Origin of the sequence: Streptomyces sp. NPDC048424 (assembly GCF_040651555.1) — a bacterium.
Classification (GTDB): domain Bacteria; phylum Actinomycetota; class Actinomycetes; order Streptomycetales; family Streptomycetaceae; genus Streptomyces.
The window spans coordinates 208,881-235,059 of record NZ_JBEZKE010000013.1 but is presented as its reverse complement, the minus strand read 5'-3'; the positions used below and the strand labels follow the sequence as shown (position 1 = coordinate 235,059).

Below are 26,179 nucleotides of genomic sequence, written 5' to 3'. Positions count from 1 at the left end.
CCCCACCCCGCCCCGCGGGGGGTGCCCGCCCCGGGGTCCGGGGCTGGCCCCGGCAACGGCGCCGCTGCGCGGAGCGTTCTCCCCGCCCCGCCCTTTCACCGTTTCCCGGGGCTCCGCCCCAGACCCCGCTCCTCAAACGCCGGAGGGGCTGAAAGAACGGGGCTCAGCCCTCCGCAGGGGCCGCGCGGCCCCGCCGGAGGGGCTGAAAGAACGGGGCTCAGCCCTCCGCAGGGGCCGCGCGGCCCGTCAGGGCGGCGAGGCTGGAGCGGACGTGGTTCATGTGGGCCCGCATCTCGTCCTCGGACTCCCCGTGCTCCCGCAGGATGCGGTCCGTCTCCCGCCCCACCCGCTCCTCCCGCACCCGCGCCGCCGCCACCAGCTCCGCCGCCCGCGCCTCCGCGTCCTCCTGGCCGTGCCGCGCCGACTCCTCCGCCTCCGCGAACCCCCGCCGGGCCTCCGCCAGGCGGGCCTCCGCGTACTGCTCCAGTTCGGCGTGGCGCGCCTCCAGCTCCGCCTCCCGCGCCGCGAGGCCCCGCTCCGCCGCCTCCCGGCGCTCCGTCTGCTCCTGCTCGCGCTCCGCCAGCTCCGCGTCCGCCCGCCGCCGCGTCTCCGCCAGCGCGGCCGCCGCCTCCGCCCGCCACGCCGCCGCGTCCTCCCGGGCCTGCGCCCGTACGTCGTCCGCCTCCCGCTGCGCCCGCAGCAGGCCCTGCCGGACCCGGACCTCCGTCTGCTCGCGCACCGCCTCCGCGTCGCCCCGCGCCAGCTCCGCCGCCCGGTCGGCCCGCGCCTCGGCCGCGCCCAGCGTCGCGTACGCGTCCGCCCGCGCGTCCATCCGTACGGCGTCCGCCTCCTCCTCCGCCAGCAGCAGGATCCGCCGGGCCCGCTCGCCCAGTTCGTCGTACGTCTGCGGGGCGAGCCCGGCCACCGCCTCCCGCAGCCGCGCCGCCTCCGCCTCCATCTGCTTGGCCAGGACCGTCAGCCGTGCCACCCGCTCCCAGGCGTCGTCGCGGCTCCCGGAGAGCCGGGCGAGATACCGGTCGACCTCTTCCATGCGGTAGCCGCGACCGCGCACGGTCGCAATGGGTGCACTCATCCTGGATGCGCCTCTCTCGCGGGGATTCCCGTCAAGGATGCGCCATTTGATCCCAGAAGCCCGAATGGCCGGGCCGAGACCCCCTCCGAGGGTCCCGACCCGGCCATTCCACCATTCGCCCGATCAGGGCGACGTCAGAGCAGTCCGTCCCACATCTGCTCCAGCAGCACCGACCACCAGCTCTCCGGCGACGCCAGCGCCGCACTGTCGAGCCCGGCCAGATTCGCCTGGAAATCGACGGTCCACCGGCCGGCCTGCTCCGGCGTCAGATGCTGGCGCAGCCGCCACATGTGACCCAGCATCGCCAGCGAACGCACGAACTGCGGCAGGCTCGAGTTCACGAACTGCGGCGGCACCGGAGCACCCCCCGGACCGCCCTCCACCGGCACCGCCACGATGTGCGCGGTCCCGTACTGCACGCAGAGCGCCTTGCCGAAGTCGCTGCCGACCACCAGGTACGAACCCGCGTCCGAAGCCGGCTGCACCTGCCGCTGCGCGGCCATCTCGGCGAGCGTCGGCACCGGCTGACCCGGCACCGCCTGCGCCCAGAAGAACGGCCCGAAGTCGACCGGCAGACCCGACCACATCAGCGTCTGTGCCACGATCTCGGGCACGCCCTGACGGGACACCGCCCGCTGGTCGAAGCGGAACACGCCCTGCGGACCGAACGCCCCCGTCAGTTCCTGCGCGATCGCCTCCAGCGGGATCGCCGGCTGCAGCGGGACCTGCGGCAGGGGCGCCCGTACCGGCGCGGGGCGCGCCGGACCGTCCGCCACCTGGTGCAGCTCGCCCTGATGCGTGAGCAGGTGCCGCATGCCGGCCTGCCGGCCCGCGTGCTCCTTGCCGTACGGGGCCACGCTGGTGATCCGCACCTGCGGCCAGGTCTCACGGATCATCCGCGCGCAGTAACCGCCGGGCAGCTCACAGGACTCCAGCTCGGTGTGCAGCTCCAGCACCTGCTGCGGCGGCACGTTCATGGCGCGCAGCTCGTGCAGGATCTGCCACTCCGGGTGCGGGGTGCCGGGCGCCGAGCGGCGGATGAGCTGCTGCTCGGAGCCGTCGGGCGCGCGGTAGCGCAGCACGGCCTGGTAGCCGGGGCCGACCGTGGGCGCACCGGTCGGGACCTGGACCGAGGGCTGCGCCACGGGTCCGCCCGGCGGCGGGCCGGGCGGACCGGGCGGGCCGGGGGGCTGCGGTACGCCGGGACCGGCGAGCATCGTCGCGGCATGGTCGAGCCCGCCACCGGGCGCACCGGGAGCCCCCGGCGGACCGGGCGGCTGGGGTACGCCGGGACCCGCGAGCATCGTCGCGGCGTGATGGGCCCCGCCACCGGGAGCGCCGGGCGCACCAGGTGCCCCGGGAGCTCCGGGCGGACCGGGAGGCGCGGGCGGCTGACCGGTCACGGCGGGACCGGCCAGCATCGTCGCGGCGTGGTCCAGCCCACGGCCGAGCGACCCGGGAGCCCCCGGCGGACCGGGCGGGCCGGGAGGCTGGGGCGCGCCGGCGCCCGGGGCGCCGGGCGGACCGGGAGGCGCGGGCGGCTGACCGGTCACGGCCGGACCGGCCAGCATCGTCGCGGCATGGTCGAGCCCACGGCCGAGCGACCCGGGAGCCCCCGGCGGACCGGGCGGGCCGGGAGGCTGGGGCGCGCCGGCGCCCGGGGCACCGGGCGGACCGGGAGGCTGCGGTACGCCGGGACCCGCGAGCATCGTCGCGGCGTGATGGGCCCCGCCACCGGGCGCACCGGGCGCACCGGGCGGCGTCGACTGCTGACCCGCACCCGGCGAACCGGGGACGCCGGGGGCACCCGGCGGCGTCGCGGGCCCACCCGGCCGGGAGACCTGCGCCTTGCTCGTCGGCGCGTCGGCGATGTCGGCCGCCGGCGAACCCAGCGCGGGCACCACGGCCGTCCTCGGCAGCTGGCTGCCACCCGGCATCAGCGTGGTCTTGGCCTCCGGGGCCACACCGGAGGACGGCCGGTCCTCCAGGTCCGACCCGGACAGCGGCGGCGCGAACACGGTCGCGGGCAGCGGCACGGACGCGTCGTCCGTACCGGAGTTCACGTCGGTACCCGCCCACGGCGTGGCACCGGTCGGCACCGCGGCGGCCGGGGCCGGGGCGGCCGCCGGGACGCCGTCGTTGGCCGTCGGCTCGTACGGGATCTCGCCCCCGCGCCGCAGCGGCACCGCTTCCACCGGCGCCGAAGGCGGGGCGGCCGGAGCCGCGGCGCCGGTCTCACCGCCGACGGAAGCCGAAGCCGACGCGGGCGCGGGCGTCGGCGCGGGCGGAATCCCCGCCCGGTCCGCGGCCTCCTGCAGCCACTCCGGCGGACTCAGCATGAACGAGGTCTGCTCCGAGTCGATCCTCGGCGGCGGGACCGAAGCCTCCGCAGCGGCCGAAGCGGCGACCGCCCCGTACTCCTCCTCGTACCGGCGGATCACCTCACCCACCGGCAGCCCCGGCCACAGCGTCACCTCCCCGCTGTCCCGCGCGATGACCAGCCGCTGCCGGCCACCCCCGGACACCGGACCCGCCGCACGGTCCTCCGCCCACACCACGAACCCGAGCCCGAACTCCCGTACGCGCACCTCACGGTGCTGGTACGCGGGCACGTCCCCGTTGATCCACTCCTCGGCGCGCTCCTGCGCCTGCGCAAACGTCACCATCGCGCCGTCACCCCTCATCCGAACCGGGACGCACCGACGGAACCGGCCCCGCCACGGGAACCGAGCGTGCGAATCCGCCGTCCACCATCAGACCGGCCACCGTCTCCAGCTCCGGCGGGTTGCCCGCCAGCCGCTCCAGAAAGGCGTCGAAATCAGCACCGCACGGCAGCAACAGCCGCTCCACGCGCTCCTGTACCGACCAGCCGTCCTGGTCGCGCGCATCGTCGTACGGGGAGAACCACACCGAGCCGATGCTCTCGCCCTTCACCTTCAGGGCGAGCAGCCCGCCCTGCGCGAAGGCCACGCACAGGTAGTCCTTCGTCAGGTGGTCCCGCAGGCACTTGTTGACGTACACCAGGTCGTTGACCGCCGCCTCCTCACGCACGGTGAAGAACGGCTGGTCCACCAGCAGACCCAGGTCCACGTCCAGGCCCGCGCCCACCGGCGCGCAGCCGCCCGCGGCCTTCAGGAACGAGCGGTACGCCTCCGGCAGCCGGTAGCCGAGGTCCTCCTCGACCCCCTGCACCTGCTCCTCGGACACCGAGACCACCGACTTGGGCAGCCCCATGTGCACCGGGCGCAGCTCCTGCAACGGCCGCGTCCCGCGCTTCTCGTGGTCCACCGGAGCCGTCGCCAGCCCCGCGTGGTGCCGCAGCAAGGCCTTCACCTCGACCGGGACCAGTTCCATGCGCCGCGAACCCGCCACGTGGTGCCAGGTCCAGCCGTGCGGGGTCGCCACCGGCCCGACCGTGTCCCACAACTCGTGCCCGGCGGCCTTCATCGCCGCGTTCGCGGACACGCAGTCCGTCAGCCGCAACTCGTCGACGCCGAAGCCCTCCGGCGGCTCGGCGATCTCCACGGCCGCACGCGCGTACGCGGAGAAGTCCGGATGCCCGTTGCCGTCCATCCGCACCCCGTGGGGATGCCGAGCGGCCCGGACCGGGTCCGGGAAATGCACGACCTGCCCCGAGTAAGCGGCGTTGGGTGGCGCGGCCTGCTGCCCGAGCCGACCTGTCGTCATGGCGGTAGCCCCCTGCTGGATCTGGCTGGTTCACCACAGCCTATGCGCTGGGGCAAGAGCCTCACCCGCACGCGACCGGCACACCGACCGCGGGGCCAGGAACATCCGAATTGATACGAAAATTCGACCCCGCTTCCGCATGACAGGTGACGTTTGACAGGCTGTCCCCGCAGCACGGGGGCGTGCGCGACAGCGGTCACCACCGCCGCCACGGGAGGGAAAGCGCGACCATGCACCACACGGCAACACGCACAGAACCGGGCGACACCACCCCGGAAGCACCGGGCACGCCGGCAGCCGCGGGCCCGGCCGGCGAGGCGGCCGGCCCCGCCGGCGACCCCCGCCTGCGCTGGAGCAGCACCGACGGCCGCCCCGTCGTCCCCGTCCTGCGCTTCCGCCGCGACGGCATCCTCCCCACCGTGGCCGCCGCCCTCTCCGTACGCGGCGAAACCCTCACCGGCACCGCCGGCAAGGCCGACCAGCCCCCCGTACTCCATCCCCTCGTCCAGGACTTCCTCGACACCCTCACGAGCGGCCAGCGCGAACGATTCACCGGCCGGTGTCCCGAGGCGATACTGCTCTCCCGCCACCTCGCCGCCGTCGAGGCGGCCCGCTCCCGGCGCGCCTCCCGCAAACCGCTCTCCGCGAGCGAGGCCCGCCGCTCGCTCAAGCACTCCAAGATCACCGCGCGCCACATCCGCGAGGACGGCGACCCCCTCCACGGCAGCTACGCACCGCCCTGCCGCTCCTGCGACGCCCTCCTCGCCCACTTCGGCGTACGCCCCGTCGACCTCACCCCAGCCGAGTAGCCATGACCCCCACCTCCGCCTCCTACGACCGCTCCTCGGCCACCCGCTTCCCGGTCGCCGTGGACTCCGCCCTGCGCACGGCCGGCTGGGAACCCGGCCGCTGGGACATCAAGCAGGCCGAGTACTGGGCCGACGCGCTCCGGGACCACACCACCCCCGCCGGACACCGGCACACCGTCTTCCCCGCCGCCGTCGAGGCCTGGGCCGAATTCGGCGGCCTCACCGTCACCGCCCCCGGACCCGGCCGCCAGATCGCCCCCACCCCGGTCCGGCTCGACCCGCTCACGGGTCTCCACCTCGCCCGCACCTTCGCCGACCTCGGCCGGGCCCTGTCCACCCAGCTCTGCCCGCTCGGCGTCGAGGCCGACGGCGGCTCCCACCTCGCCCTCGACCGCGAGGGCCGCGTCTACGGCATCGACCACACCGGCGACTGGTACCTCGGCTCCACCCTCGACGAAGCCCTCACCCTCCTCCTGACCGGCCTCCAACCCACCCGCCTCACGACGACCTGACCCGCCCCTTCCCTGCGGGGCCGGACTAGTGCGGCGAACCCGAATGGCGCCGTGGCTCCGCCCCGCACCCCGCGCCTCAAACGCCGGCGAGGCTGAATTTGGTGCGGCGAAGCCGAAGGTGGTGCGGCCAAGCCGGATAGCGCGGCCCAAAGATCGGGGCTCCGCCCCGCACCCCGCTCCTCAAACGCCGGAGGGGCTGAATTTGCGCGGCCAAGCCGGAGGTGGTGCGGCGAAGCGGGATAGTGCCGCTCAAAGATCGGGGCTCCGCCCCGCACCCCGCTCCTCAAACGCCGGAGGGGCTGGATTTGCGCGGCCAAGCCGGATGATGCAGCCAAGTCGGAGGTGGTGCGGCGAAGCCGGATGGTGCCGCTCAAAGATCGGGGCTCCGCCCCGCACCCCGCTCCTCAAACGCCGGAGGGGCTGGATTTGCGCGGCCAAGCCGGAGGATGCAGCCAAGTCGGAGGTGGTGCGGCGAAGCGGGATAGTGCCGCTCAAAGATCGGGGCTCCGCCCCGCACCCCGCGCCTCAAACGCCGGAGGGGCTGGATTTGGTGCGGCGAGGCTGGATTTGGTGCGGCCGAAGCGGGCCGGTTGGGGCGGGGTCGGGTGTGTGTCGGGGTGATCCCCGCAGGGTGCCGAACGCACTGCCGCCGAGCTCTCCGACCTCCCGACACGTTCGGCGCCCGAGGAGACACCCCGGCGCGCGCCCGGCCCCGGCACAACCGGCCCCCACCGCACCCCGCCCGAGCGGCGCAGCCGACCGGTCCCCGCCGCACCCGACCAAACCCAGCCCCGCCGGCGTTTGAGGCGCGGGGGTCCGGGGGCAGCGCCCCCGCAGCGGCGCCGCACCGGCACACCGGCCCCCGCCGAGGCCGCGCCTAGCGAACCGGCAGGACCGCCGACACCCTGAACCCACCCGCGTCCGTCGGCCCGGACACGAAGACCCCGCCCAGCCCGAGCACCCGCTCCCGCATGCCGACCAGCCCGTTCCCCCCGCTCGGCAGCCCGACCCCGTCCGCCTTCCCCTCGCACGGCCCGTTCTCCACCTGCATCGCCACCTCCCCGTCCCGATGCGCGAGCCGCACCACGACCCGCGCCCCGGGAGCGTGCTTGTGGCAGTTGGTCAGCGCCTCCTGCACCACGCGGAACGCCGTCTGCTCGACCTCCGCCGCGTAGCCCGCCCCCTCGCCCTGCACCAGCATCTCCACGACCATCCCGGCCGCCCGCGACTGCCCGACCAGCACCTCCAGCTCGTCGAGCGAGGGCCCTTCCTCCGCACCCCCCACGAGCGCGACCGGAGCGACCGGCACGGCGGCCACCGCAGCCGCACCCGCACCCGCACCGGCGGCCACCCCCACCGCCACCGCCGGCTTGGGCGCAGCCCGCAGCACGCCGAGCATCTCCCGCAGTTCCGTCAACGCCTGCCGCCCCATGTCCCCCACCAGCGCCGCGTTCTTCGCCGCCCGCGCCGGGTCCTTCGTCGCCACCGCCTCCAGCGCGGCCGCGTGCACCACCATCAGCGACACCCGGTGCGCGACCACGTCGTGCATCTCCCGCGCGATGCGGGTCCGCTCCTCCGTGCGGGCCCACTCGGCCCGTTCCTCCGCCCGGTCCGCCAGCAGCGACAGCTCCCGCTCCAGCGAGTCCGCCCGCTCCTGCAGGCTCTCCATCAACCGCCGCCGGGCCCCGATGTAGAGCCCGAGCAGCAGGGGCGGCACGGTCAGCGCCACCGCGACGAACCCTGAGAGCGCGACCACGAGCTTCGGATCGGCCTCGACGTCCCCGCGGGTCTGCAGGTACATCACCACGAAGGTCGCGACCAGCGACATCGAGGCCAGGGTCGCGATGATCCGCCGGGGCACCTCGGAGGAGGCGAGCGAGTACATCCCCACCACCGAGAGCAGGAATCCCATCGCGGCCGGCGCCACGGCGATGCCCACGAGCACCACGGCGATCGGCCAGCGCCGCCGCAGCACGAGCGTGGCCCCCACCACGAGCCCGAAGGCCACACCGACCGCGGTCGGCAGCCCCGTCTCACGGGCGAAGGTCACGCCCTCCCACGCGCACTCCACGGCGGACACCCCGGCGAGCGCCACGTCCGCCACGGCATCCCGGCGCCGCGCCCACCACAACGGCGGCCCAGCGCGGCCTTCCACTTCCCCCGTACTGGTCATGCCGTCCAGCGTACGGGCGGCCTCCGCGGGGGCCCCGGCAATTCCCCGCCTCCGAAACGGCGGACACGGGTACCGTCGCATTGAGGCCGGGTGGTACGGCATAGTAGGGACGGCCAGCTTGATCGGATCAGCAAACCGTCCGATTCGGCCTGATTTACCATCCCCTGTGGTGTAATTGGCAGCACTGAGGCTTTTGGTGCCTTATGTTCGGGTTCGAGTCCTGACAGGGGAGCTGCACAGCCCCTCGGGTCCTGACCATCGGTCGGGACCCGCCTTCATTTCGGCTCCCTTACCGCCCTCGTTTCGGCTCCTTTACACCCCGGTATCCTTCACGGGTCCACCCCCGAAGCCGAAGGGCATCCCCGTGAGCGCCAACCGCCCGGCAGCCGTCGTCGTACTCGCAGCGGGTGAAGGCACCCGCATGAAGTCGGCCACTCCCAAGGTTCTGCACGAGATCTGCGGGCGCTCGCTCGTCGGTCACGTGGTCGCCGCCTCCCGTGAGCTGGACCCCACCCACCTCGTCGTGGTCGTCGGGCACGCCCGGGAGCAGGTCACCGCGCACCTGGCCGGCGTCGACGCCGGCGTCCGCACCGCCGTCCAGTACGAGCAGAACGGCACCGGGCACGCCGTCCGCATGGCCCTCGAAGAGCTCGGCGGCCCGGTCGACGGGACCGTGATCGTCGTCTGCGGCGACACCCCGCTGCTGACCGGCGAGACGCTGGCGCGGCTGGCGGCGACGCACGAGGCCGACGGCAACGCGGTCACCGTGCTCACGGCCGAGGTGCCGGACTCCACCGGCTACGGGCGGATCGTCCGGGACGCCGGCGGCGCCGTGACGGCCATCGTCGAACACAAGGACGCCACCGACGCCCAGCGGGCGATCCGCGAGATCAACTCCGGCGTCTTCGCCTTCGACGGCAGCCTGCTCGCCGACGCGCTCGGCAAGGTCCGCACCGACAACAGCCAGGGCGAGGAGTACCTCACCGACGTCCTCGGCATCCTGCGCGAGGCCGGGCACCGCGTCGGCGCGGCCGTCGGCAGCGACCACCGCCAGATCCTCGGGATCAACAACCGCGTCCAGCTGGCCGAGGCCCGCGCGCTGCTGAACGCGCGCCTGCTGGAGCAGGCCATGCTCGCGGGCGTGACGGTCGTCGACCCGGCGAGCACCTTCGTGGACGTGACCGTCACCTTCGGGCAGGACGCGCTCGTGCACCCCGGCACCCAGCTCCTGGGCGCCACGCACATCGCCGAGGGCGCCGAGGTCGGCCCGAACACCCGGCTGAAGGACACCACGGTGGGCGCGGGCGCCCGGGTGGACAACACGGTCGCGGAGAGCGCGGTCGTGGGTCCGCAGGCGACCGTGGGGCCGTTCGCGTACCTGCGTCCGGGCACGGACCTCGGCGCGAAGGCCAAGGCCGGCACGTACGTCGAGATGAAGAACGCGACGATCGGCGAGGGCACCAAGGTGCCGCACCTGTCCTACGTGGGCGACGCGACGATCGGCGAGTACACGAACATCGGCGCGGCGAGCGTCTTCGTGAACTACGACGGTGAGCACAAGCACCACACCACCGTCGGCTCACACTGCAAGACGGGCTCGGACAACATGTTTGTGGCTCCCGTCACGATCGGGGACGGCGCCTACACGGCGGCCGGATCCGTGATCACCAAGGATGTGCCGCCCGGTGCGCTGGCCGTGGCCCGCGGCCAGCAGCGGAATATCGAGGGCTGGGTGGCCCGCAAGCGTCCGGGAAGCGCGGCCGCCACGGCGGCGCAGTCGGCGGCCTCGGAGGATTCCGAGCGCCACTGAGGTGAACTGACCGGAAACAGGTACGCCCGCGACGGCGTACCGTGATAGGTGCACGCAATTCGGCTGGCTCACCGTGTGCGGGACGGACGCACATGGGGGCGAGCAGCTTCAACACGTCTGAGGAGACAGTGCTGTGACCGGGATCAAGACGACCGGCGAGAAGAAGCTGATGCTCTTCTCCGGCCGCGCCCACCCCGAGCTGGCCGAGGAGGTCGCGCACCAGCTGGGAGTCGGCCTCGTGCCGACCAAGGCTTTCGACTTCGCGAACGGTGAGATCTACGTTCGCTTCCAGGAGTCGGCTCGCGGCGCGGACTGCTTCCTGATCCAGAGCCACACGGCTCCGATCAACAAGTGGATCATGGAACAGCTGATCATGATCGACGCGCTGAAGCGCGCGTCGGCGCGCTCCATCACCGTGATCATCCCGTCCTACGGGTACGCCCGCCAGGACAAGAAGCACAAGGGCCGCGAGCCGATCTCGGCCCGCCTGGTCGCGGACCTGCTGAAGACCTCGGGTGCGGACCGCATCCTCACGGTCGACCTGCACACGGACCAGATCCAGGGCTTCTTCGACGGCCCGGTGGACCACCTCTCGGCCCTGAACGTCCTCGCGGACTACGTGGGCGCCAAGGTGGACCGCACCAAGCTGACGATCGTCTCCCCGGACGCCGGCCGCGTGCGCGTCGCCGACCGCTGGTGCGACCGCCTGGACGCGCCGCTGGCCATCGTGCACAAGCGCCGCGACAAGGACGTCGCCAACCAGGTGACCGTCCACGAGGTCGTCGGTGAGGTCAAGGGCCGCGTCTGCGTCCTGGTCGACGACATGATCGACACCGGTGGCACCATCTGCGCCGCGGCCGACGCGCTCTTCGCGCACGGCGCCGAGGACGTCATCGTGACGGCCACGCACGGCATCCTGTCGGGCCCGGCGGCCGACCGCCTGAAGAACTCCAAGGTCAGCGAGTTCGTGTTCACGAACACCCTGCCGGACCCGTCCGACCTGGAGCTCGACAAGATCACGGTGCTCTCGATCGCCCCGATGATCGCGCGCGCGGTGCGCGAGGTCTTCGAGGACGGTTCGGTCACCAGCCTCTTCGAAGAGCAGCAGTAACCGCTCCGCGGTAGATCCTTTTTGGTACGGCCTCCCCTGCCGGGTACACTCCATGAGTTGCTCGGCGAGGGAGGCCGTACCTTTTTCCGGTACGGATGCTCCGTTATCGACGCGCTCTTCGTAGCAGGCCGTTCCGGCCGGGTGACTGTCGTCCTTTTTCCGTCACCCCACGAGGAGTGAGCATGTCCGAGGTCAAGCTTTCCGCCAAGGTCCGCACCGAGTTCGGCAAGGGCTCTGCCCGTCAGGCCCGTCGTGACGCCCTGACCCCCGCCGTCATCTACGGCCACGGCACCGACCCGAAGCACGTCAACGTCGACGCCCACGCCCTTCAGCTGGCGCTGCGCACCCCGAACGTCCTGATCTCCCTGGACCTCGGCGACGCCGGCACCGAGCTGGTCATCCCGAAGGCCGTGCAGAAGCACCCGCTGAAGCGCTCGATCTCCCACGTCGACTTCCTGATCGTCAAGAAGGGCGAGAAGGTCACCGTCGACGTCGCGATCGTCACCGAGGGCGAGCTGGCCGCCGGCGGCAACATGCTGGAGACCCTCCAGAACACGATCTCCGTCGAGGCCGAGGCCACCCACATCCCGACCGAGGTCACCGTCTCCATCGCGGGCCTCGAGGCCGGCGCCACCATCCACGCCAAGGACCTGGTCCTCCCGGCGGGCACCACCCTGGCCGTCGACGGCGACATCGCCGTCCTGCAGGTCGTGGCCCCGCAGGCCGAGGAGCCGGCCGCCGAGGCCGCCGAGGGCACCGAGGCCTGAGCCTCGCCTTCCCCCCTCAGCAGTTGCTGACCGACCGCCGTCCGGCTCCACTGGAGCGGGACGGCGGTCGTCTTCGTTCAAGGCCTTAAGGAGCTTTTGATGTCGGACGACGCGGCACCCTGGCTGATCGTCGGCCTCGGCAACCCCGGACCGGAGTACGCGGGCAACCGCCACAACATCGGCTTCATGGTGGCCGACCTGCTGGCGGAGCGGATCGGCGGGAAGTTCAAGGCGCACAAGGCCCGGGCCCAGGTGGTCGAGGGCCGCATCGGCGCGCCCGGACCGGCGAACCGCCGGGTGGTGCTGGCCAAGCCGATGACGTACATGAACCTCTCCGGCGGCCCGGTGACGGCCCTGCGCGACTTCTACAAGGTGCCGCTGGACCGGATCGTCGCGATCCACGACGAGCTGGACATCGACTACCCGACGCTGCGCCTGAAGCTGGGCGGCGGGGACAACGGCCACAACGGTCTGAAGTCGATGACGAAGTCGATGGGCCCGGACTACCACCGGGTCCGCTGCGGCATCGGCCGGCCGCCGGGCCGGATGCAGGTCGCGGACTTCGTCCTGAAGGACTTCTCGTCCACGGAGCGCAAGGAGCTGGACTGGTTCGTGGACCGGGCCGCCGACTCGGTGGAGTGCCTCATCCAGGAGGGCCTGGAGCGCGCGCAGTCCACGTACAACTCCTGACGGACATGACGGAGCCCCCGCACCGGTCGGTGCGGGGGCTCCGTCATGTCCGGGTCCGGGGACTCAGCCGGTGTTGCGCAGGCCCGCGGCCACACCGTTCACGGTGAGCAGCAGGGCGCGCGCCAGGAGGGGGTCGGCCTCCTCGCCGCGGGCGGCGGCCGCGCGCTGACGGGCCAGGAGGGAGACCTGGAGGTAGGAGATGGGGTCGAGGTAGGCGTCGCGGACGGCGAAGGTCTGCTGGAGGACCGGGTTGGAGTCCAGCAGACGGCTGCCGCCGGTGATGCGCAGGACCTCGTTGACGGTGAGCTCGTGCTCGGCCTCGATGCGCGCGAAGACGTGCTTGAGGTGGTCGGGCACGAGGGTGTCGACGTAGTGGCGGGCGATCCGCAGGTCGGTCTTGGCCAGCGTCATCTCGACGTTGGACAGGAAGTTGCGGAAGAAGTGCCAGCGCTCGCCCATCTCCGTGAGGGCGTCCTGCTGTCCGGCCTCGCGCAGGGCCTTGAGGCCCGAGCCGACCCCGTACCAGCCGGGGACGATCTGGCGGGACTGGGTCCAGCCGAAGACCCACGGGATGGCGCGCAGACCGTCGAGGCCGGCGCCCGAGTCGGGGCGGCGCGAGGGCCGCGAGCCCAGGTGGAGGTCGGCGAGCTGGTCGACGGGGGTCGCGGCGAAGAAGTACGACGGGAGGTCCGGGTCCTCGACGAGCGCGCGGTACGCGGCGTGGGCGGCGTCGGAGACGACGTCCATGGCCGCGTCCCAGCGCGAGAGGGCCTCGTCGGACTGGCGCGGCGCGGTGTGCAGGGCGGAGGCCTGCAGGGTGGCCGCCACGGTCAGTTCGAGGTTCTCGCGGGCCAGCGAGGGGACCAGGTACTTGTCGGAGATGACCTCGCCCTGTTCGGTGACCTTGATCTCGCCCTCCAGGGTGCCCCAGGGCTGGGCGAGGATCGCGTCGTGCGAGGGGCCGCCGCCGCGGCCGACGGTGCCGCCGCGGCCGTGGAAGAGGCGCAGGCGCACCCCGTAGCGGTGGGCCACGTCGCGCAGCCGGCGCTGGGCGCGGTGGATCTCCCACTGGCTGGTGGTGATGCCGCCGAACTTGCTGGAGTCGGAGTAGCCGAGCATGACCTCCTGGACGTCGCCGCGCAGGGAGACGAGGCGCCGGTAGGAGGGGTCGGCGAGCATCTCGTCGAGGATGACGTCGGCGGCGCGCAGCTCGTCGGTGGTCTCCAGGAGCGGGACGATGCCGATCTTGGCCCAGCCGCCGTGCAGGTCGATGAGGCCGGCCTCGCGGGCCAGTACCGCGGCGGCGAAGACGTCGTCGGCGCCCTGGCACATCGAGATGATGTAGGACTCGATGACCTCGGGGCCGAACTTCTCGAAGGCGTCCTTGATCGCGAGGAAGACGCCGAGGGTCTTCTGCCCGGCGGCGTCGAGGGGCGCCGGGGTGGGCGCGAGGGGCCGACGGGAGCGCAGCTCCTTCGCGAGGAGCTTGCCGCGGTAGTCGCGGGGCATGTCGGCGTAGCGCCAGGACTCCTCGCCGAGGCGGTCGAAGAGCTGGCCGAGCGCGTGGTGGTGGGCGTCGGCGTGCTCGCGTACGTCCATGGTGGCGAGCTGGAGGCCGAAGGCGGCCAGGGTGCGGATCGTGCGGTCCATGCGGCCGTCGGCGAAGAGGGCGCCGCGGTGTTCGCGCAGGGAGGTCTGGATGAGGGTGAGGTCGGTGAGCAGTTCGGCGGTGCCGAGGTAGTCGCGGCCCTCCTCGTGCGGGGTGCCCTTGGCGAGGCGCTCGCGGGTGTTGAGGAGCTTCTGCCGGATGCAGGTGGCCTTGAGGCGGTAGGGCTCCTCGGCGTTCAGCCGCTTGTAGCGCGGGCTGATCTCGGGGAGGCGTTCCAGGTCGGCCTGGAGGGAGGCGAGGAGTTCCTCGGTGGCCCCGGTGTAGCGGATGGAGTTGGAGAGGAGTCCGCGCAGGAAGTCGATGAGTTCGAGTGCGTCGGTGATGCCGTGCTCGTGCTGGAGGATCAGCACGTCGCGGGTGACGTCGGGGGTGACGTTGGGGTTGCCGTCGCGGTCGCCGCCGATCCAGGTGCCGAAGGTGAGCGGGCGGGTGCCGGCGGGCAGCTCGACGCCGACGCGCTGGAGCTCGGCGGCGAGGTCTTCGAGGACGTCGCCGACGGCGCCGGCGTGCAGCTCGTCGAGGTAGTAGATGGCGTTGCGGGCCTCGTCGGCGGGCTCGGGGCGGACCACGCGCAGTTCGTCGGTCTGCCAGACGAGGTCGATGTTCTCGGCGAGCCGCAGGTCGTGGCGGCGGCGGTCGCCGGCGCCGGTGACGGGCTCCTCCAGCAGGGCGGCGATGCGGCGCAGCTTGTTGAGGACGCTGCGGCGGGCCGCCTCGGTGGGGTGCGCGGTGAAGACGGGGCGGACGTTGAGGTTCTTGACCGTCTCGCGCAGGTGTTCGGGGTCGGCGTCCTTCAGCATGTCGGCGGTGCGGGCGAGGAGCCCGCCCTCGGCGGCACGGTGGGCGCGCAGTTCCTTGCCGCGGTGCACCTGCTCGGTGACGTTGGCGAGGTGGAAGTAGGTGGAGAAGGCGCGTACGAGCTTGGCGGCGGTCTCCAGGTCGGTGTCGCCGAGCAGCTCGGCGGCGGCCTCGCCGTCCGTGCGGGTGAGGGCGCGCACCTTTTCGACGAGGTCGAGGAGTTCCTGACCCTCCTGGCGTACGAGGGTCTCCCCGAGGAGGTCGCCGAGGCGGCGGATGTCCGCGCGCAGCTCCGCGTTGGCGGTGGCGGCCTGGGTGACGGGGGCCTGGCCCTGGGGGGCCTGGTCAGCACTGCTCACAGGTGCGGCTCCTTGCAGTGTTCGAGCGCTACTGGGCGGTGGGCTGCCGGCCGCGCGCTCCGATGCCCTGCGGACTTGCGTCCGGGGGATCGTCGCTCCCGATGCGCAGCTCGGGCTGCCCGTGCGGACCGCGCTGTCCGACGGGACCAGGATAGGTGTCCCACGCGTGTGCCCGGGCAGACGTCTCACCAGGCGGCGCGCGCCCTGTCGGCGTGCGCGTCTTCACCCCGGCCGCGCTCCTCTTGCCACGGGACCCGGCTTTGCCATACTTACGATGCCGTAGGTTACGGGTCCGTAGGGTTCGTAATCAGGGAGCCTGCCGACTTCTCTCACCCCCCAGGGGACACCCATGACCACCAGTCCCGATCTGATCGAGGGCGCCTCGGCACCCTCCGAGACAACTGCGCCGTCCGCGACTCTCGGCGGCGAGAACAAGCGGTCCATCGAGCAGATCGCTCTGCTGCTGTTCATCACCGTTCCCTTCGTGGCCCTGCTGGCGGCGATCCCGCTGGCGTGGGGCTGGGGGGTGAGCTGGCTGGACGTGGGCCTGATGGTCTTCATGTACTTCCTGGCCTGCCACGGCATCACCATCGGTTTCCACCGCTACTTCACGCACGGTTCCTTCAAGGCGAAGCGGCCGCTGCGGATCGCCCTGGCCGTGATGGGTTCGATGGCGGTGGAGGGGCCGCTGGTGCGCTGGGTGGCGGACCACCGCAAGCACCACAAGTACTCCGACCACGAGGGTGACCCGCATTCGCCGTGGCGGTTCGGGGAGACGCTGCCGGCCCTGATGAAGGGGCTGTGGTGGGCGCACATCGGCTGGCTCTTCGACGAGGAGCAGACCGATCAGCAGAAGTACGCCCCCGACCTGATCAAGGACCCGGCGATCCGGCGGATCTCGCGCGACTTCATCTTCTGGACGATGCTGTCGCTGGCGATCCCGCCGCTGGTGGGCGGTCTGGTGACGATGTCCTGGTGGGGCGCGTTCACGGCGTTCTTCTGGGGCTCGCTGGTGCGGGTCGCGCTGCTGCACCACGTGACGTGGTCGATCAACTCGATCTGTCACGCGGTGGGCAAGCGGCCGTTCAAGTCCCGCGACCGCAGCGGCAACGTGTGGTGGCTGGCGGTGCTCTCCTGCGGGGAGTCCTGGCACAACCTGCACCACGCCGATCCGACCTCGGCGCGCCACGGCGTGCTGCGCGGCCAGGTCGACTCCAGCGCCCGGCTGATCCGCTGGTGCGAGCAGCTGGGCTGGGCCACGGACGTGCGCTGGCCGTCGCCGGCCCGCATCGACGCCCGACGCAGGGAAAGCGACGCGAAAGCGGCATGATGGGGGGCGTGGCGATCGACGGCGGTAATTCCAGCGGTGACAAGCCCCGGCGCGGCCGCCGGGTGCGGATGACGGGCGCGGAGCGGCGCCAGCAGCTGCTGGACATCGGCCGGACCCTGTTCGCGGAGAAGGGCTTCGAAGGCACGTCGGTGGAGGAGATCGCGGCGAAGGCCGGGGTGTCCAAGCCGGTGGTGTACGAGCACTTCGGGGGCAAGGAGGGGCTGTACGCGGTGGTCGTGGACCGGGAGATGCGCCAGCTGCTGGACGGGGTGACCGGGGCGTTGACGGCCGGGCATCCGCGGGAGCTGCTGGAGCAGGCGGCGTTCGCGCTGCTGGACTACATCGAGTCGTACACCGACGGTTTCCGGATCCTGGTCCGGGACTCCCCCGTGGCGCAGTCGACCGGCACCTTCGCCTCGCTGATCAGTGACATCGCCACGCAGGTCGAGGACATCCTGGGTCTGGAGTTCAAGGCGCGGGGCTTTGACCCCAAGCTGGCGCCGCTGTACGCGCAGGCGCTGGTCGGGATGGTGGCGCTGACCGGGCAGTGGTGGCTGGACGTCCGCAAGCCGAAGAAGGCGGAGGTGGCCGCGCACCTGGTCAACCTGGCCTGGCACGGGCTGGACGGGCTGGAGTCGAAGCCGCAGCTGGTGGGCCGCCGCAAGAGCTGAGCACCGCGGCGCGCGTACGACGGCGCCCCGCCACCGGACACTCGGTGGCGGGGCGCCGTCGTGTGGTGCGGGCCGGGTCAGCCGCACTCTTCCAGGGCCTGCGGTTCCAGGGCGTGCTCTTCAAGGAATTCGAGCCGGTTGCCGACGGGGTCCTCGGAGTAGAAGCGGCGGTGGCCGGGCAGGTCGTCGTCCCAGACGACCTTGGCACCGCGTTCCTCCAGTCTGTTCGCGTACGCCTCGATCCCGGTCACCCGCAGTCCGGGGTGGGCCTTGCGGGCGGGCCGGAAGTCCTCCTCGACGCCGAGGTGCAGCTGTACGGGCCCGGCGGCGAACCAGCAGCCCCCGCGCGCGGCGAGGACGGGCGGTTTGGGGATCTCGGTCATGCCGAGGACGTCGGTGTAGAAGGCGCGGAGCCGGTCCTCCGAGTCCGGCGGCGCGGCGAGTTGGACGTGGTCGACGGCGGTGAGCACGGTCAGGCCTCCTTGCGGGCGACGGCGAAGATCCGGCGGAACGGGAAGACGGTGCCGCGTGGCCCGCTCGGGTAGGCCACGCGCAGCCGGTCTCGGTATTCGGTGAGGAAGGCGTCCGCGGCGTCCTGGTCGTCGCCGAGGGCGGTGAGGACGGGCCGCAGGGCGGTGCCCTTGACCCAGTCGAGTACGGGGTCGGGGCCCTGGAGCAGCTGGTGGTAGGTGGTCTCCCAGACGTCGGCGGCGCAGCCGAGCGCGGTGAACCGGGCAAGGTATTCGGCGGGTTCGAGGAGGTGGATGTAGCGGGCGCCGTGGCCGGCGAGCCGGGGCCGCCAGCGCGGGGTGTCGCACAGTTCGGCGAGCAGGGCGTGGCTGGGGGCGGTGAAGTTGCCGGGGATCTGGAAGGCGAAGGTGCCGCCGGGGCGCAGGCCGTTGATCCAGGCGCCGAAGGAGCCGGCGTGGCCGGGGACCCACTGCAGGGCGGCGTTGGAGACGATCAGGTCGTAGGGCTCCTCGGGGAGCCAGCCGGCGAGGTCTCCGTGGCGGAAGTCGAGGCTGCCGCCGCCGGTGGTGGGGCCGGCGTGCTCCTGGGTGGCGCGGTGGAGCATCTCCGGGGAGAGGTCGAAGCCGGTGATGCGGGCGCCGGGCCAGCGGTCGGCGAGGAGCGCGGTGACATTGCCGGGGCCGCAGCCGAGGTCGGCGATGCGGGCGGGCCGGTTGGGGAGCTCGGGTATCCGGGTGAGGAGGTCGAGGAAGGGCCGTGTGCGGTGGCCTGCGTGCCGGAGGTACTGCTGGGGATCCCAAGTGGGAGCGGAGGGCGCGGTGGACGTGGGGGTCCCCGAGTGCGCGGTATCGGAATACATGTTCGAGCCTCCCTGCTGGCGGGGCGGTCGGAAGCGGAATCTGTTCCGGCCCCCTCCATGCCCCATGCTCGCGCGATTTATATCTCGATGTCAAGATACTCGTGGTCAAGATACTCGTTATGAAGAGACTTCACATCGACAGACCCCTTACACTGATCGGCATGGAGGACGAGGTCGACCGACTGGTGGCGGCATGGCGGCGGGAGCGCCCTGACCTCGACGTGGAACCGCTCGAGGTACTGAGCCGCGTCAGCAGGCTCGCGCGCCACCTCGACCGCGCCCGCCGGCTGGCCTTCTCCGAGCACGGCCTGGAGCCGTGGGAGTTCGACGTCCTGACGTCCCTGCGCCGGGCCGGTGCGCCCTACCAGCTCTCCCCCGGCCAGCTCCTGACCCAGACCCTGGTCACCTCCGGCACCATGACCAACCGCATCGACCGGCTCGCCAAGAAGGGCCTCGTCGAGCGGCTCCCGGACCCCAGCGACCGCCGCGGGGTCCTGGTGCGGCTCACCCCCGAGGGCCGGGACCGTGCGGACCAGGCCCTCGCCGGGCTGCTGGCGCAGGAGCGGGCGATCCTCGCCCAGCTCTCGCAGAACCAGCGCGGTGATCTCGCCGGGCTGCTACGCCAGTTGACCGCTCCGTTCGACAACATCCCCGGCTAGGTCGGCCGGTCGTACGCCGGCCCGCCGGGCCAGCGCCACCGCCGCCAGCGTGGAGTGCACGCCGAGCTTGCCCAGCACGTTCTGCATGTGCGTGCGGACGGTGTGCGGGGACAGGAACAGGCGCGCGGCCACGTCCTTGCGCCCCAGCCCCGCCACCATGCAGCGCAACACCTCGTGTTCGCGCGGGGTGAGCGACTCCACGAGCCGTTCGCTGTCCGTGCGGTGCTTGCGCGCCGCGGTCAACTCCCGGAGCACTCCGGTCAGCAGCGCGGGCGGCAGGTGGGTCTCCTCGCGCAGCACCCCGCGGATGACGGCCAGCAGCCGCGAGAGCGAGCAGTCCTTCGCCACCCAGCCCGAGGCCCCGGCCTGTAGCGCGTGCGCGGCCCGGCGGGGGTCGTCGCGCTCGGCGAGCACGACCGTACGGACCCCGGGGTGGGTCACCCGCACCCCGGCGACCAGCGCGATCCCGTCCGAGCCGGGCGGTGGCGGCCCCGAGCCCGACTCCCGCTGGGCGGGCACGGCCCCGGCGACCGCGCCGAGATCGGCGTCGACCAGCAGGACGTCGAAGCGGCGGCCCTCGGCCACCGCGCGTTCGAGGCAGCGCAGGGCGGCGGGGCCGCTGCCGGCCGCGGACACGTCCACGTCCGGCTCGGCCGCGAGCGCGGCTGCGAGCGATTCGGCGAAGATGCGGTGATCGTCGACGACGAGAACCCGGATACGAACCACAAAACCCCCAAGGGTAGGGGAACGGACGACGGCGGGTACGGCGCCCGGACCGGGTGGTCCGCAGCTGCCCCGGCCGCCGCCGTGACACCTCTGCACTACCCCGGACCGGACGTCGTACCCGACTTGTCTCGACCCCTGAATCAACACCGGCCCCCACCGGTGTCACGCATCAGCGTAGGGCCCGGTGCCGCTCGCGGTTGGCCGAATAGCAGAAGTTTTCCCAGCGATTTTCCGGCGCAGGCGTTCTGAACCGCCTTTGTGGTGGCTTGAAATCACCTGTACCACCGGTCCGGATGGCGGCTTCCGTACCGGCGCGTGCCACCGGCAGTTGCACGGGGGGCAATTCACCCGGCGTGTGCACGCCGGGCGCCCGCGCGCAGCGCCCGGCGGCAGCGCATGGCCCATACGCACGCGCCCCCCGCACCGGACAGGGTGCGGGGGGCGCGCAGGACAGCGGTGTTCCGGGGGGATACCCGTGGGTCAGGCGGTGTGCGTGCGGGCGAAGTTCCACGCGTCCGTGATGATGCCGGTCAGGTCCGAGCGGCTCGGGGTCCAGCCGAGGCGCTCGTGCGCCGTGCGGGCGGAGGCGACCAGCATCGCGGGGTCGCCGGCCCGGCGCGGGGCGACGACCTCGGGGATCTCCCGGCCGGTGACCTTGCGGACCGTCTCGACGACCTCGCGGACCGAGAACCCGCTGCCGTTGCCCAGGTTGCAGATCAGGTGCTCGCCCTCGGCGGCGACCCGCAGGGCGGCCAGGTGCGCCTCCGCCAGGTCGGCGACGTGGATGTAGTCGCGCACGCAGGTGCCGTCCGGGGTCGGGTAGTCCTCGCCGAACACCGAGATCGACTCGCGCTCGCCCAGCGCGACCTGGAGGACCAGCGGGATCAGGTGCGTCTCGGGCGTGTGCCGCTCGCCGAACTCCCCGTACGCCCCGGCCACGTTGAAGTAGCGCAGGGAGACCGCGGCCAGGCCGTGCGCCACGCACTCCCCCGCGATCATGTGGTCGACGGCCAGCTTGGAGGCGCCGTACGGGTTGGTCGGCGCGGTCACCGAGGCCTCGGTGAGCAGGCCCTCCGTCGGCTCCCCGTAGGTGGCGGCGGTGGAGGAGAACACCAGCTTGCGCACGCCCGCCTCGCGCATCGCCCCGAGCAGGGCGAGCGTGCCGCCGACGTTGTTCTCCCAGTACTTGCCCGGGTTCACCACGGACTCGCCGACCTGCGAGGAGGCCGCGAAGTGCAGCACCGCCTCGTAGGAGGAGTCCAGGTGGCGGGCGGCGTCCTGGATCCGGCCCTCGATGAAGGCGGCGCCCGCCGGGACGCCGACGCGGAAGCCGGTGCTGAGGTCGTCGAGGACGGTGACCTCGTGGCCGGCCTCCAGGAGGTGGGCCGCGACCACGCTGCCGACGTATCCGGCGCCACCGGTTACCAGGTACTTGCTCACTCGCCTACTGCCTCTCGCGGGGGAGCACGCGCGGGAGCGTGCGCGTGCTAGGACACTGGCTTACCCGATTCGGCGCCCGCGGGGAAATCGGCGGCGGACGGCCGCACCGGCAGCGCCCGGTCCAGCAGGCCGGTACGGGCGGCCAGCGCGGCCGCCTCCAGCCGCGAGCCCACGCCCAGCTTCATCAGCACCCGCTGCACGTGCGTACGGGCGGTGCTCGGCGCGATCTCCATGCCCGCGGCGATCAGCCGGGTGTCCTCGCCCTCGGCGACCCGCACCAGCACCTCCACCTCGCGCGGGGTGAGCAGCCGCAGCAGCCGGCTGCCCTCGTCGTCGGGCTGGGCGGCCGGGTTCAGGAGCTCCGCGAAGGCCCCCTGCAGCAGCTGCGGGGCGATCGCCACCTCGCCCGCCCGCGCCTTGGCCAGCGCCCGCTCCACGCCCTCGATGCGCTCGTCGTGGCGTACGTACCCGGAGGCGCCGGCGGCGAAGGCGGCCGCGATCCCGCGCGGGCTCGGCACCGGGCCGAGGACGACGACGGCGATCTGCGGGCGTTCCCGCTTGATGCGGGCCACGGGCTCGAAGACCCCGGCCTCGGCGGGGCTCGCCGTCCCGAACAGGCACACCTCGGGGGCGCGTCCGATGACCAGCTCGGCGGCGCCCGCGGCCGGGGCCGCGGCCGCCAGGACCCGGTGGCCGCGCAGTTTCAGGGCAGAGGCCAGCGCCTCGGCCAGCAGCCGGTGCTCGTCGACCACCACGACCCGTACGCCCATTGCGGAACCCACCCCCCACCCTTCTGACCCGGCAAGCTACACGCTTGTTCGACGGTGCGCGGGGGTTACCGCGCAGAAGCCCCCGGAAGGCGGACCTTCCGGGGGCTTGCGGCGGCTCGCCGCGGCGCGCGGCGCGTCGTGCGGGCGGGCGGGCGGGCGGGCGGATCAGCTCGCGGTGAAGGAGGTGAAGATGAACTCCGGGTCGGAGCTGGCGGAGTACGGCTTCTTGACCGAGGTGCGGGCGAGGAACAGCTTGCCGTTGTGGTAGCGGTACTCGTGGAATTCGGGCGAGTAGGCCGTCTCGATGCGCTGGGTCGTCTTGTCCGACGGGTTCTCCATCAGGACGGTTTCCTTCATCGTCTTGCCGTCGATGCTGACGATCTGGCCGCCCTTGTCGTACGGGGGCTCCTTGTAGGCGATGACGTTCGAGCCGTCCATGCGCAGCGGGAACAGCTTGTACCGCTCGCCCGCGTCGGCGCGGTCGGTGGTCTGCTTGCCGGTCTCCAGGTCGAAGGAGAGCAGCTCGTTGGTCTTGCCGTAGGCGTCCTTGCCCTGGTGCTCGTAGGAGGGCAGGTAGAGCTTGCCGTTGCCGACGATCATCCCGGAGCAGCGCTCGACCTCGGTGTGGCACTCACCGCCGAAGGTGCCGGAGGAGAGCGAGATGCGCGTCTTCAGCTGGCCCGCGTTGTCGATGACGAAGAGGTCGCTGACGCCGCTGGCGTTCTTGGCGGTCTTGCCGACGTCGGCGGAGACGATCAGGGGCTTGGTGGAGACGATGCCGGCGGTCTCGATGCCCGCGGAGAGCTTGTACGAGTACTGCGGCGCGCCGGTGTTCGGGTCGAGGGCCTGCGCGTACAGGGTCTGGTTGGAACTCTGGCCGCACCTGCGGATGACGGCGAGGGCCTCGCCGCCGCCGTAGCCGACGTCGCGGCAGCCTTCGCCGTCGACCTTGGGCAGCCACAGGGACTTGCCGTCGGCGAGGCTCCAGGCGGCGCCGCCCGAGGGACCGCCGGCGGCGACCGTCTGCCCGCTGACGGTGACCTCGTAGTAGGACACGGGCTTGTCACCGCTGGTGGCGCCCTTGGCCTGGCCGGTCCACAGGAGCTTGCCGGCGTTCATGTCGATGACGCCGACCTCGGTGCACGCCGGGTACTTGACCTCCGCCGTGGGCTTCGTGGGACGGAAGATCACCGCGGTCTTGTTGTCGGTGACGTGCCGGGACGCGCCGCAGAGCTCACCGGGGAGGGGAATCTCCCACTTCATCCCGCCGTCGACGACGTTGTAGCCGACGATCTTGTACACGTCGGACTTGACGTAGGTGGATTCGGTCAGCCAGGACCCGGGGACCTGGACCATCTCGTCCGGCGTCGGGCTCGGCTGGTTGACCATCACCTTCGACTTGACGTTGGAGGGCACCTTCTCGCTGCCGCCCGCACCGGGCTCGGACTTGTCGTCCCCCGGCTTGGCGGGACCGCTGTCCGCGGTGTCCGTCCTGCCGTCACCGTCGCTGTCGCCGGAGGCGTACCAGAGGCCGCCGCCGACGATGAGGACGATGGCCAGCAGGGCCGCGCCGACGATCATCAGCTGGGTGCGCTTGTCGTTGCCGCCGCCGGCCGGGCCTTGGGCGGCGGGCGCCGGGGCGCCTGCCGAGCCGAAGGACGACGGGGCGCCCGGAGCGCCCGGAGCGCCGTAGGGCGGCGGGGTGCCGGGGGCGCCGAACGGCGGCGGGGTGCCGGGCTGCTGCGGGTAGCCGTAGCCGGGGCCGGTCTGCGGGTACCCGTACGCGGGCGGCGCGGCCGGCGGCTGCGCGGGCGCGGGCGGTCCGGCCGGCGGGGCGGGCGGTCCGGCGGGCGGCGTGGGTGCGCCGAACCCGCCCGGCGGAGGGTCCTGCGGCGCGCCGAAGCCGCCGGACGGCGGCTGGCTGGGGGGCGGCGGGGTACTCATGGGCTGCTCTTGCCTCTCAGTGGGCTGCTCGTTGGACGCGTTGTCACTTGCCGAAGACCATCAGGAGCTTCTCGTCCGTGCCCTTGGCCTGCAGGCGGGAGGCGGAGATGAAGAACCGCCCGTCCACGTAGTCGAGCTTCGGGGTGCGGAAGGAGCTCTCGATCGGCGCCGCGGGGCCCGACGGGTGGCGCAGGAGTGCGGTGGGGGTGCCGCCGCCGGCCGGGATGGAGATGACCTCGCCGCCCTGTTCTTCCTCGGCCTTGCGGTAGGCGATCAGCTGCCCGTTGGCGGCCTTGAGCGGGGTGAGGGTGCGCTTGTCGCCGGCCGGGGAGCGCCACTTGGCCTTGCCGGTGGCCAGGTCGAAGGCGACGATCTCGTTGGCCTTGCCGGACTCCGCCGCGGTGGGGAGGTACAGGGTGCCCGCTTCGACGACGGCCGAGGGACAGGTCGTCAGGGCCCGGAAGAGGCCGGTGTCGCCGCAGCCGGTCGCGAAGCTGCCCTCTCCGGCGAGGGTGGCGGTCTGCTTCCCGTCGGCTCCCAGGACCACGATGGAGCGCTGCTTGGCCTCCTCGTCGCCGATGTCGAGGACGACCGGGTCCACCGAGTAGATGCTGGTGACCTTGTACTTCTTGGGGAGCCGGAAGGCCCAGCTCTTCTGGCCGCTGACGGGGTCGACCCCGTGGACCTCGGCGCTGGCGTCCGCGTCGCTGCAGGTGGCGAGGGCGATCATCTTGCCGTTGCCGGCTTCGTAGCCGTCGGGCTTGCAGCCGGTGCCCAGGGCGCTCCCGAAGAGCTTGTCACCGTTGCTGATCTTGAAGGCGCTGGCGGTGCCGCCGCGGCTGACGGCGACGGTGTCGCCGGTCATGGCCAGGGTGGGGCTGGTGAAGATGTCGAAGAGCCCTTCCTTGGGCACCTCCTTCGACCAGACCTCCTTGCCGGTCTTGAGGTCGACGACGCGCATCTGGGTGCAGGAGGAGTTCTCCCCCTCGCCGTCGCGGTACATGACGACCGTCTTGCCTTCGGCGGTGGTGCCCCGGGCGACGGAGCAGATCGCGGCAGGGAAGGCGAGCGTCCACTTCTCCTTGCCGTCGGTGACCGCGTAGCCGTTGAGGGACTTCCAGACGCTCTTGACGACGGTGTCGCCGACGACCCACTGGCCCGCGGACTCGACGCCCATGCCGGGACCGTCGACCTTCGCGGTCTTGAGGTAGAGGGCCTTGTCCTCGCCCTGCTTGCGGCCGGAGTTGAGGTCGACCCCGTCGCCGCCGGCGCCGGTGCCGTTGCCGTCTCCCTTGTCCACGGAGGGCGAGCCGGAGGGCTTGGCGTCGGTGGACTCCTGCGCGACGGGCGGCTTCGGGTCCTCGTCGGACCCGGACAGGCCGAAGTAGCCGACGACGGCCACGGCGAGGACGGCCGCGGCGGCCGAGGCGGCGATCAGCGCGGTCCGCTTCTTCTTCGGCGGCATGCCGGGGCCGCCGGCGGGGCCGGGCACACCGGGCATGCCGGGCATCCCGGGCGGCGGCGGGTAGCCGTAACCCGGCGGCTGCTGCTGGACGGTGGGCGGCTGCTGCGCGTACGGGGCCTGCTGTGCGTACGGGTTCTCGCCCTGCGCCGGGTATCCGTACCCCTGCTGCGGCGGGCCGGGCAGGTGACCGTAACCGGAGGGGCTCGGTGGCTGGTTCGGCGGCTGGGGCGGCTCGGTCATCAGCGCACGCTTTCGGCTTCGGCGGGTCGGGGAGGATGACCTTTCTATCACTGACGGCCCTCGAACACCGGGCCGGTCCGCCCCCTGTTCCCAAGGGAGGACCGGCCCGTGACGCCGTCGTTATCC

Annotated in this window: 21 protein-coding genes and 1 tRNA gene; 10 read left to right on the top strand and 12 right to left on the bottom strand. The window is 72.6% G+C overall.

What is annotated here, in order from left to right; all coding sequences use genetic code 11:
• Positions 1 to 217: 217 nt before the first annotated feature.
• The 3 genes from AB0D29_RS20760 to AB0D29_RS20750 form a co-directional block, all read right to left on the bottom strand.
• Positions 218 to 1,093 (bottom strand): cellulose-binding protein, encoded by an 876-nt coding sequence (locus AB0D29_RS20760; RefSeq protein ID WP_362855957.1) that lies wholly within the window; start codon positions 1,091 to 1,093, stop codon positions 218 to 220.
• A 134-nt stretch (positions 1,094 to 1,227) separates the two neighbouring features.
• Positions 1,228 to 3,759, bottom strand: coding sequence for an SUKH-4 family immunity protein (locus tag AB0D29_RS20755; protein ID WP_362855955.1), 2,532 nt, complete (start codon positions 3,757 to 3,759; stop codon positions 1,228 to 1,230).
• 7 nt (positions 3,760 to 3,766) lie between these two features.
• Positions 3,767 to 4,780 carry an SMI1/KNR4 family protein gene (locus AB0D29_RS20750; RefSeq protein ID WP_362855954.1) on the bottom strand — a complete coding sequence of 338 codons (1,014 nt, stop codon included), beginning with the start codon at positions 4,778 to 4,780 and terminating at the stop codon, positions 3,767 to 3,769.
• 230 nt (positions 4,781 to 5,010) lie between these two features.
• Here AB0D29_RS20750 and AB0D29_RS20745 point away from each other — a divergent pair, with 230 nt between their 5' ends.
• On the top strand, positions 5,011 to 5,589 hold the full coding sequence (locus AB0D29_RS20745; RefSeq protein WP_362855952.1) for a YwqJ-related putative deaminase: 579 nt from the start codon (positions 5,011 to 5,013) through the stop codon (positions 5,587 to 5,589).
• Between the two features lie 2 nt (positions 5,590 to 5,591).
• Complete coding sequence (locus tag AB0D29_RS20740) at positions 5,592 to 6,101, top strand: SUKH-3 domain-containing protein (protein ID WP_362855950.1); 510 nt, start codon at positions 5,592 to 5,594, stop codon at positions 6,099 to 6,101.
• A gap of 877 nt (positions 6,102 to 6,978) precedes the next feature.
• On the opposite strand, the gene AB0D29_RS20735 is transcribed toward AB0D29_RS20740, so the two are convergent.
• Entirely contained in the window at positions 6,979 to 8,274 is a 1,296-nt protein-coding gene (locus AB0D29_RS20735) for a histidine kinase (RefSeq protein WP_362855949.1), read from the bottom strand.
• A 160-nt stretch (positions 8,275 to 8,434) separates the two neighbouring features.
• Here AB0D29_RS20735 and AB0D29_RS20730 point away from each other — a divergent pair.
• From AB0D29_RS20730 to pth, 5 genes are all read left to right on the top strand, one after another.
• Positions 8,435 to 8,506, top strand: a tRNA-Gln gene (locus tag AB0D29_RS20730).
• Between the two features lie 132 nt (positions 8,507 to 8,638).
• The gene (glmU, locus tag AB0D29_RS20725; protein ID WP_362855947.1) at positions 8,639 to 10,084 is read left to right on the top strand and encodes a bifunctional UDP-N-acetylglucosamine diphosphorylase/glucosamine-1-phosphate N-acetyltransferase GlmU; all 1,446 of its coding nucleotides are present in this window, start codon (positions 8,639 to 8,641) and stop codon (positions 10,082 to 10,084) included.
• A gap of 133 nt (positions 10,085 to 10,217) precedes the next feature.
• Positions 10,218 to 11,195, top strand: coding sequence for a ribose-phosphate diphosphokinase (locus AB0D29_RS20720; protein ID WP_030723354.1), 978 nt, complete (start codon positions 10,218 to 10,220; stop codon positions 11,193 to 11,195).
• 182 nt (positions 11,196 to 11,377) lie between these two features.
• A complete protein-coding gene (locus tag AB0D29_RS20715; protein WP_362855945.1) occupies positions 11,378 to 11,962 on the top strand; it encodes a 50S ribosomal protein L25/general stress protein Ctc in 585 nt (194 codons plus the stop codon).
• Positions 11,963 to 12,061: 99 nt separating this feature from the next.
• Positions 12,062 to 12,652: an aminoacyl-tRNA hydrolase gene (pth, locus tag AB0D29_RS20710; RefSeq protein WP_319729251.1), complete on the top strand. Its 591-nt coding sequence runs from the start codon at positions 12,062 to 12,064 to the stop codon at positions 12,650 to 12,652.
• A gap of 63 nt (positions 12,653 to 12,715) precedes the next feature.
• Here pth and ppc read toward each other — a convergent pair whose 3' ends face one another.
• Positions 12,716 to 15,409, bottom strand: coding sequence for a phosphoenolpyruvate carboxylase (ppc, locus tag AB0D29_RS20705; protein ID WP_362855995.1), 2,694 nt, complete (start codon positions 15,407 to 15,409; stop codon positions 12,716 to 12,718).
• Between the two features lie 418 nt (positions 15,410 to 15,827).
• Here ppc and AB0D29_RS20700 point away from each other — a divergent pair, with 418 nt between their 5' ends.
• Both AB0D29_RS20700 and AB0D29_RS20695 read left to right on the top strand, forming a co-directional pair.
• Positions 15,828 to 16,808, top strand: a complete 981-nt coding sequence (locus AB0D29_RS20700) for a fatty acid desaturase (protein WP_362855943.1) — start codon at positions 15,828 to 15,830, stop codon at positions 16,806 to 16,808.
• The gene (locus tag AB0D29_RS20695; RefSeq protein ID WP_362855993.1) at positions 16,808 to 17,479 is read left to right on the top strand and encodes a TetR/AcrR family transcriptional regulator; all 672 of its coding nucleotides are present in this window, start codon (positions 16,808 to 16,810) and stop codon (positions 17,477 to 17,479) included. The genes AB0D29_RS20700 and AB0D29_RS20695 overlap by 1 nt, the downstream gene beginning before the upstream one ends.
• A 77-nt stretch (positions 17,480 to 17,556) precedes the next feature.
• Here the strand turns inward: AB0D29_RS20695 and AB0D29_RS20690 are convergent, their stop codons facing one another.
• Both AB0D29_RS20690 and AB0D29_RS20685 read right to left on the bottom strand, forming a co-directional pair.
• Positions 17,557 to 17,949, bottom strand: coding sequence for a VOC family protein (locus tag AB0D29_RS20690; protein ID WP_362855941.1), 393 nt, complete (start codon positions 17,947 to 17,949; stop codon positions 17,557 to 17,559).
• Positions 17,950 to 17,951: 2 nt separating this feature from the next.
• Positions 17,952 to 18,809 (bottom strand): trans-aconitate 2-methyltransferase, encoded by an 858-nt coding sequence (locus tag AB0D29_RS20685; protein ID WP_362855939.1) that lies wholly within the window; start codon positions 18,807 to 18,809, stop codon positions 17,952 to 17,954.
• Positions 18,810 to 18,970: 161 nt separating this feature from the next.
• Here AB0D29_RS20685 and AB0D29_RS20680 point away from each other — a divergent pair, with 161 nt between their 5' ends.
• Entirely contained in the window at positions 18,971 to 19,468 is a 498-nt protein-coding gene (locus AB0D29_RS20680) for a MarR family transcriptional regulator (RefSeq protein WP_030386194.1), read from the top strand.
• Here the strand turns inward: AB0D29_RS20680 and AB0D29_RS20675 are convergent.
• The 5 genes from AB0D29_RS20675 to AB0D29_RS20655 all read right to left on the bottom strand — a co-directional run bounded on the left by AB0D29_RS20675 (position 19,427) and on the right by AB0D29_RS20655 (position 26,053).
• Positions 19,427 to 20,194, bottom strand: a complete 768-nt coding sequence (locus AB0D29_RS20675) for a response regulator transcription factor (RefSeq protein ID WP_362855938.1) — start codon at positions 20,192 to 20,194, stop codon at positions 19,427 to 19,429. The two genes, AB0D29_RS20680 and AB0D29_RS20675, sit on opposite strands and share 42 nt — an antisense overlap.
• Positions 20,195 to 20,674: 480 nt before the next feature.
• A complete protein-coding gene (gene galE / locus AB0D29_RS20670; RefSeq protein WP_362855936.1) occupies positions 20,675 to 21,634 on the bottom strand; it encodes a UDP-glucose 4-epimerase GalE in 960 nt (319 codons plus the stop codon).
• Positions 21,635 to 21,681: 47 nt separating this feature from the next.
• Complete coding sequence (locus tag AB0D29_RS20665; protein ID WP_362855991.1) at positions 21,682 to 22,404, bottom strand: LuxR C-terminal-related transcriptional regulator; 723 nt, start codon at positions 22,402 to 22,404, stop codon at positions 21,682 to 21,684.
• A gap of 165 nt (positions 22,405 to 22,569) precedes the next feature.
• Positions 22,570 to 24,348, bottom strand: a complete 1,779-nt coding sequence (locus tag AB0D29_RS20660) for a PQQ-binding-like beta-propeller repeat protein (RefSeq protein WP_362855934.1) — start codon at positions 24,346 to 24,348, stop codon at positions 22,570 to 22,572.
• Positions 24,349 to 24,391: 43 nt separating this feature from the next.
• Positions 24,392 to 26,053: a PQQ-binding-like beta-propeller repeat protein gene (locus AB0D29_RS20655; RefSeq protein ID WP_362855932.1), complete on the bottom strand. Its 1,662-nt coding sequence runs from the start codon at positions 26,051 to 26,053 to the stop codon at positions 24,392 to 24,394.
• Between the last annotated feature and the right edge of the window lie 126 nt (positions 26,054 to 26,179).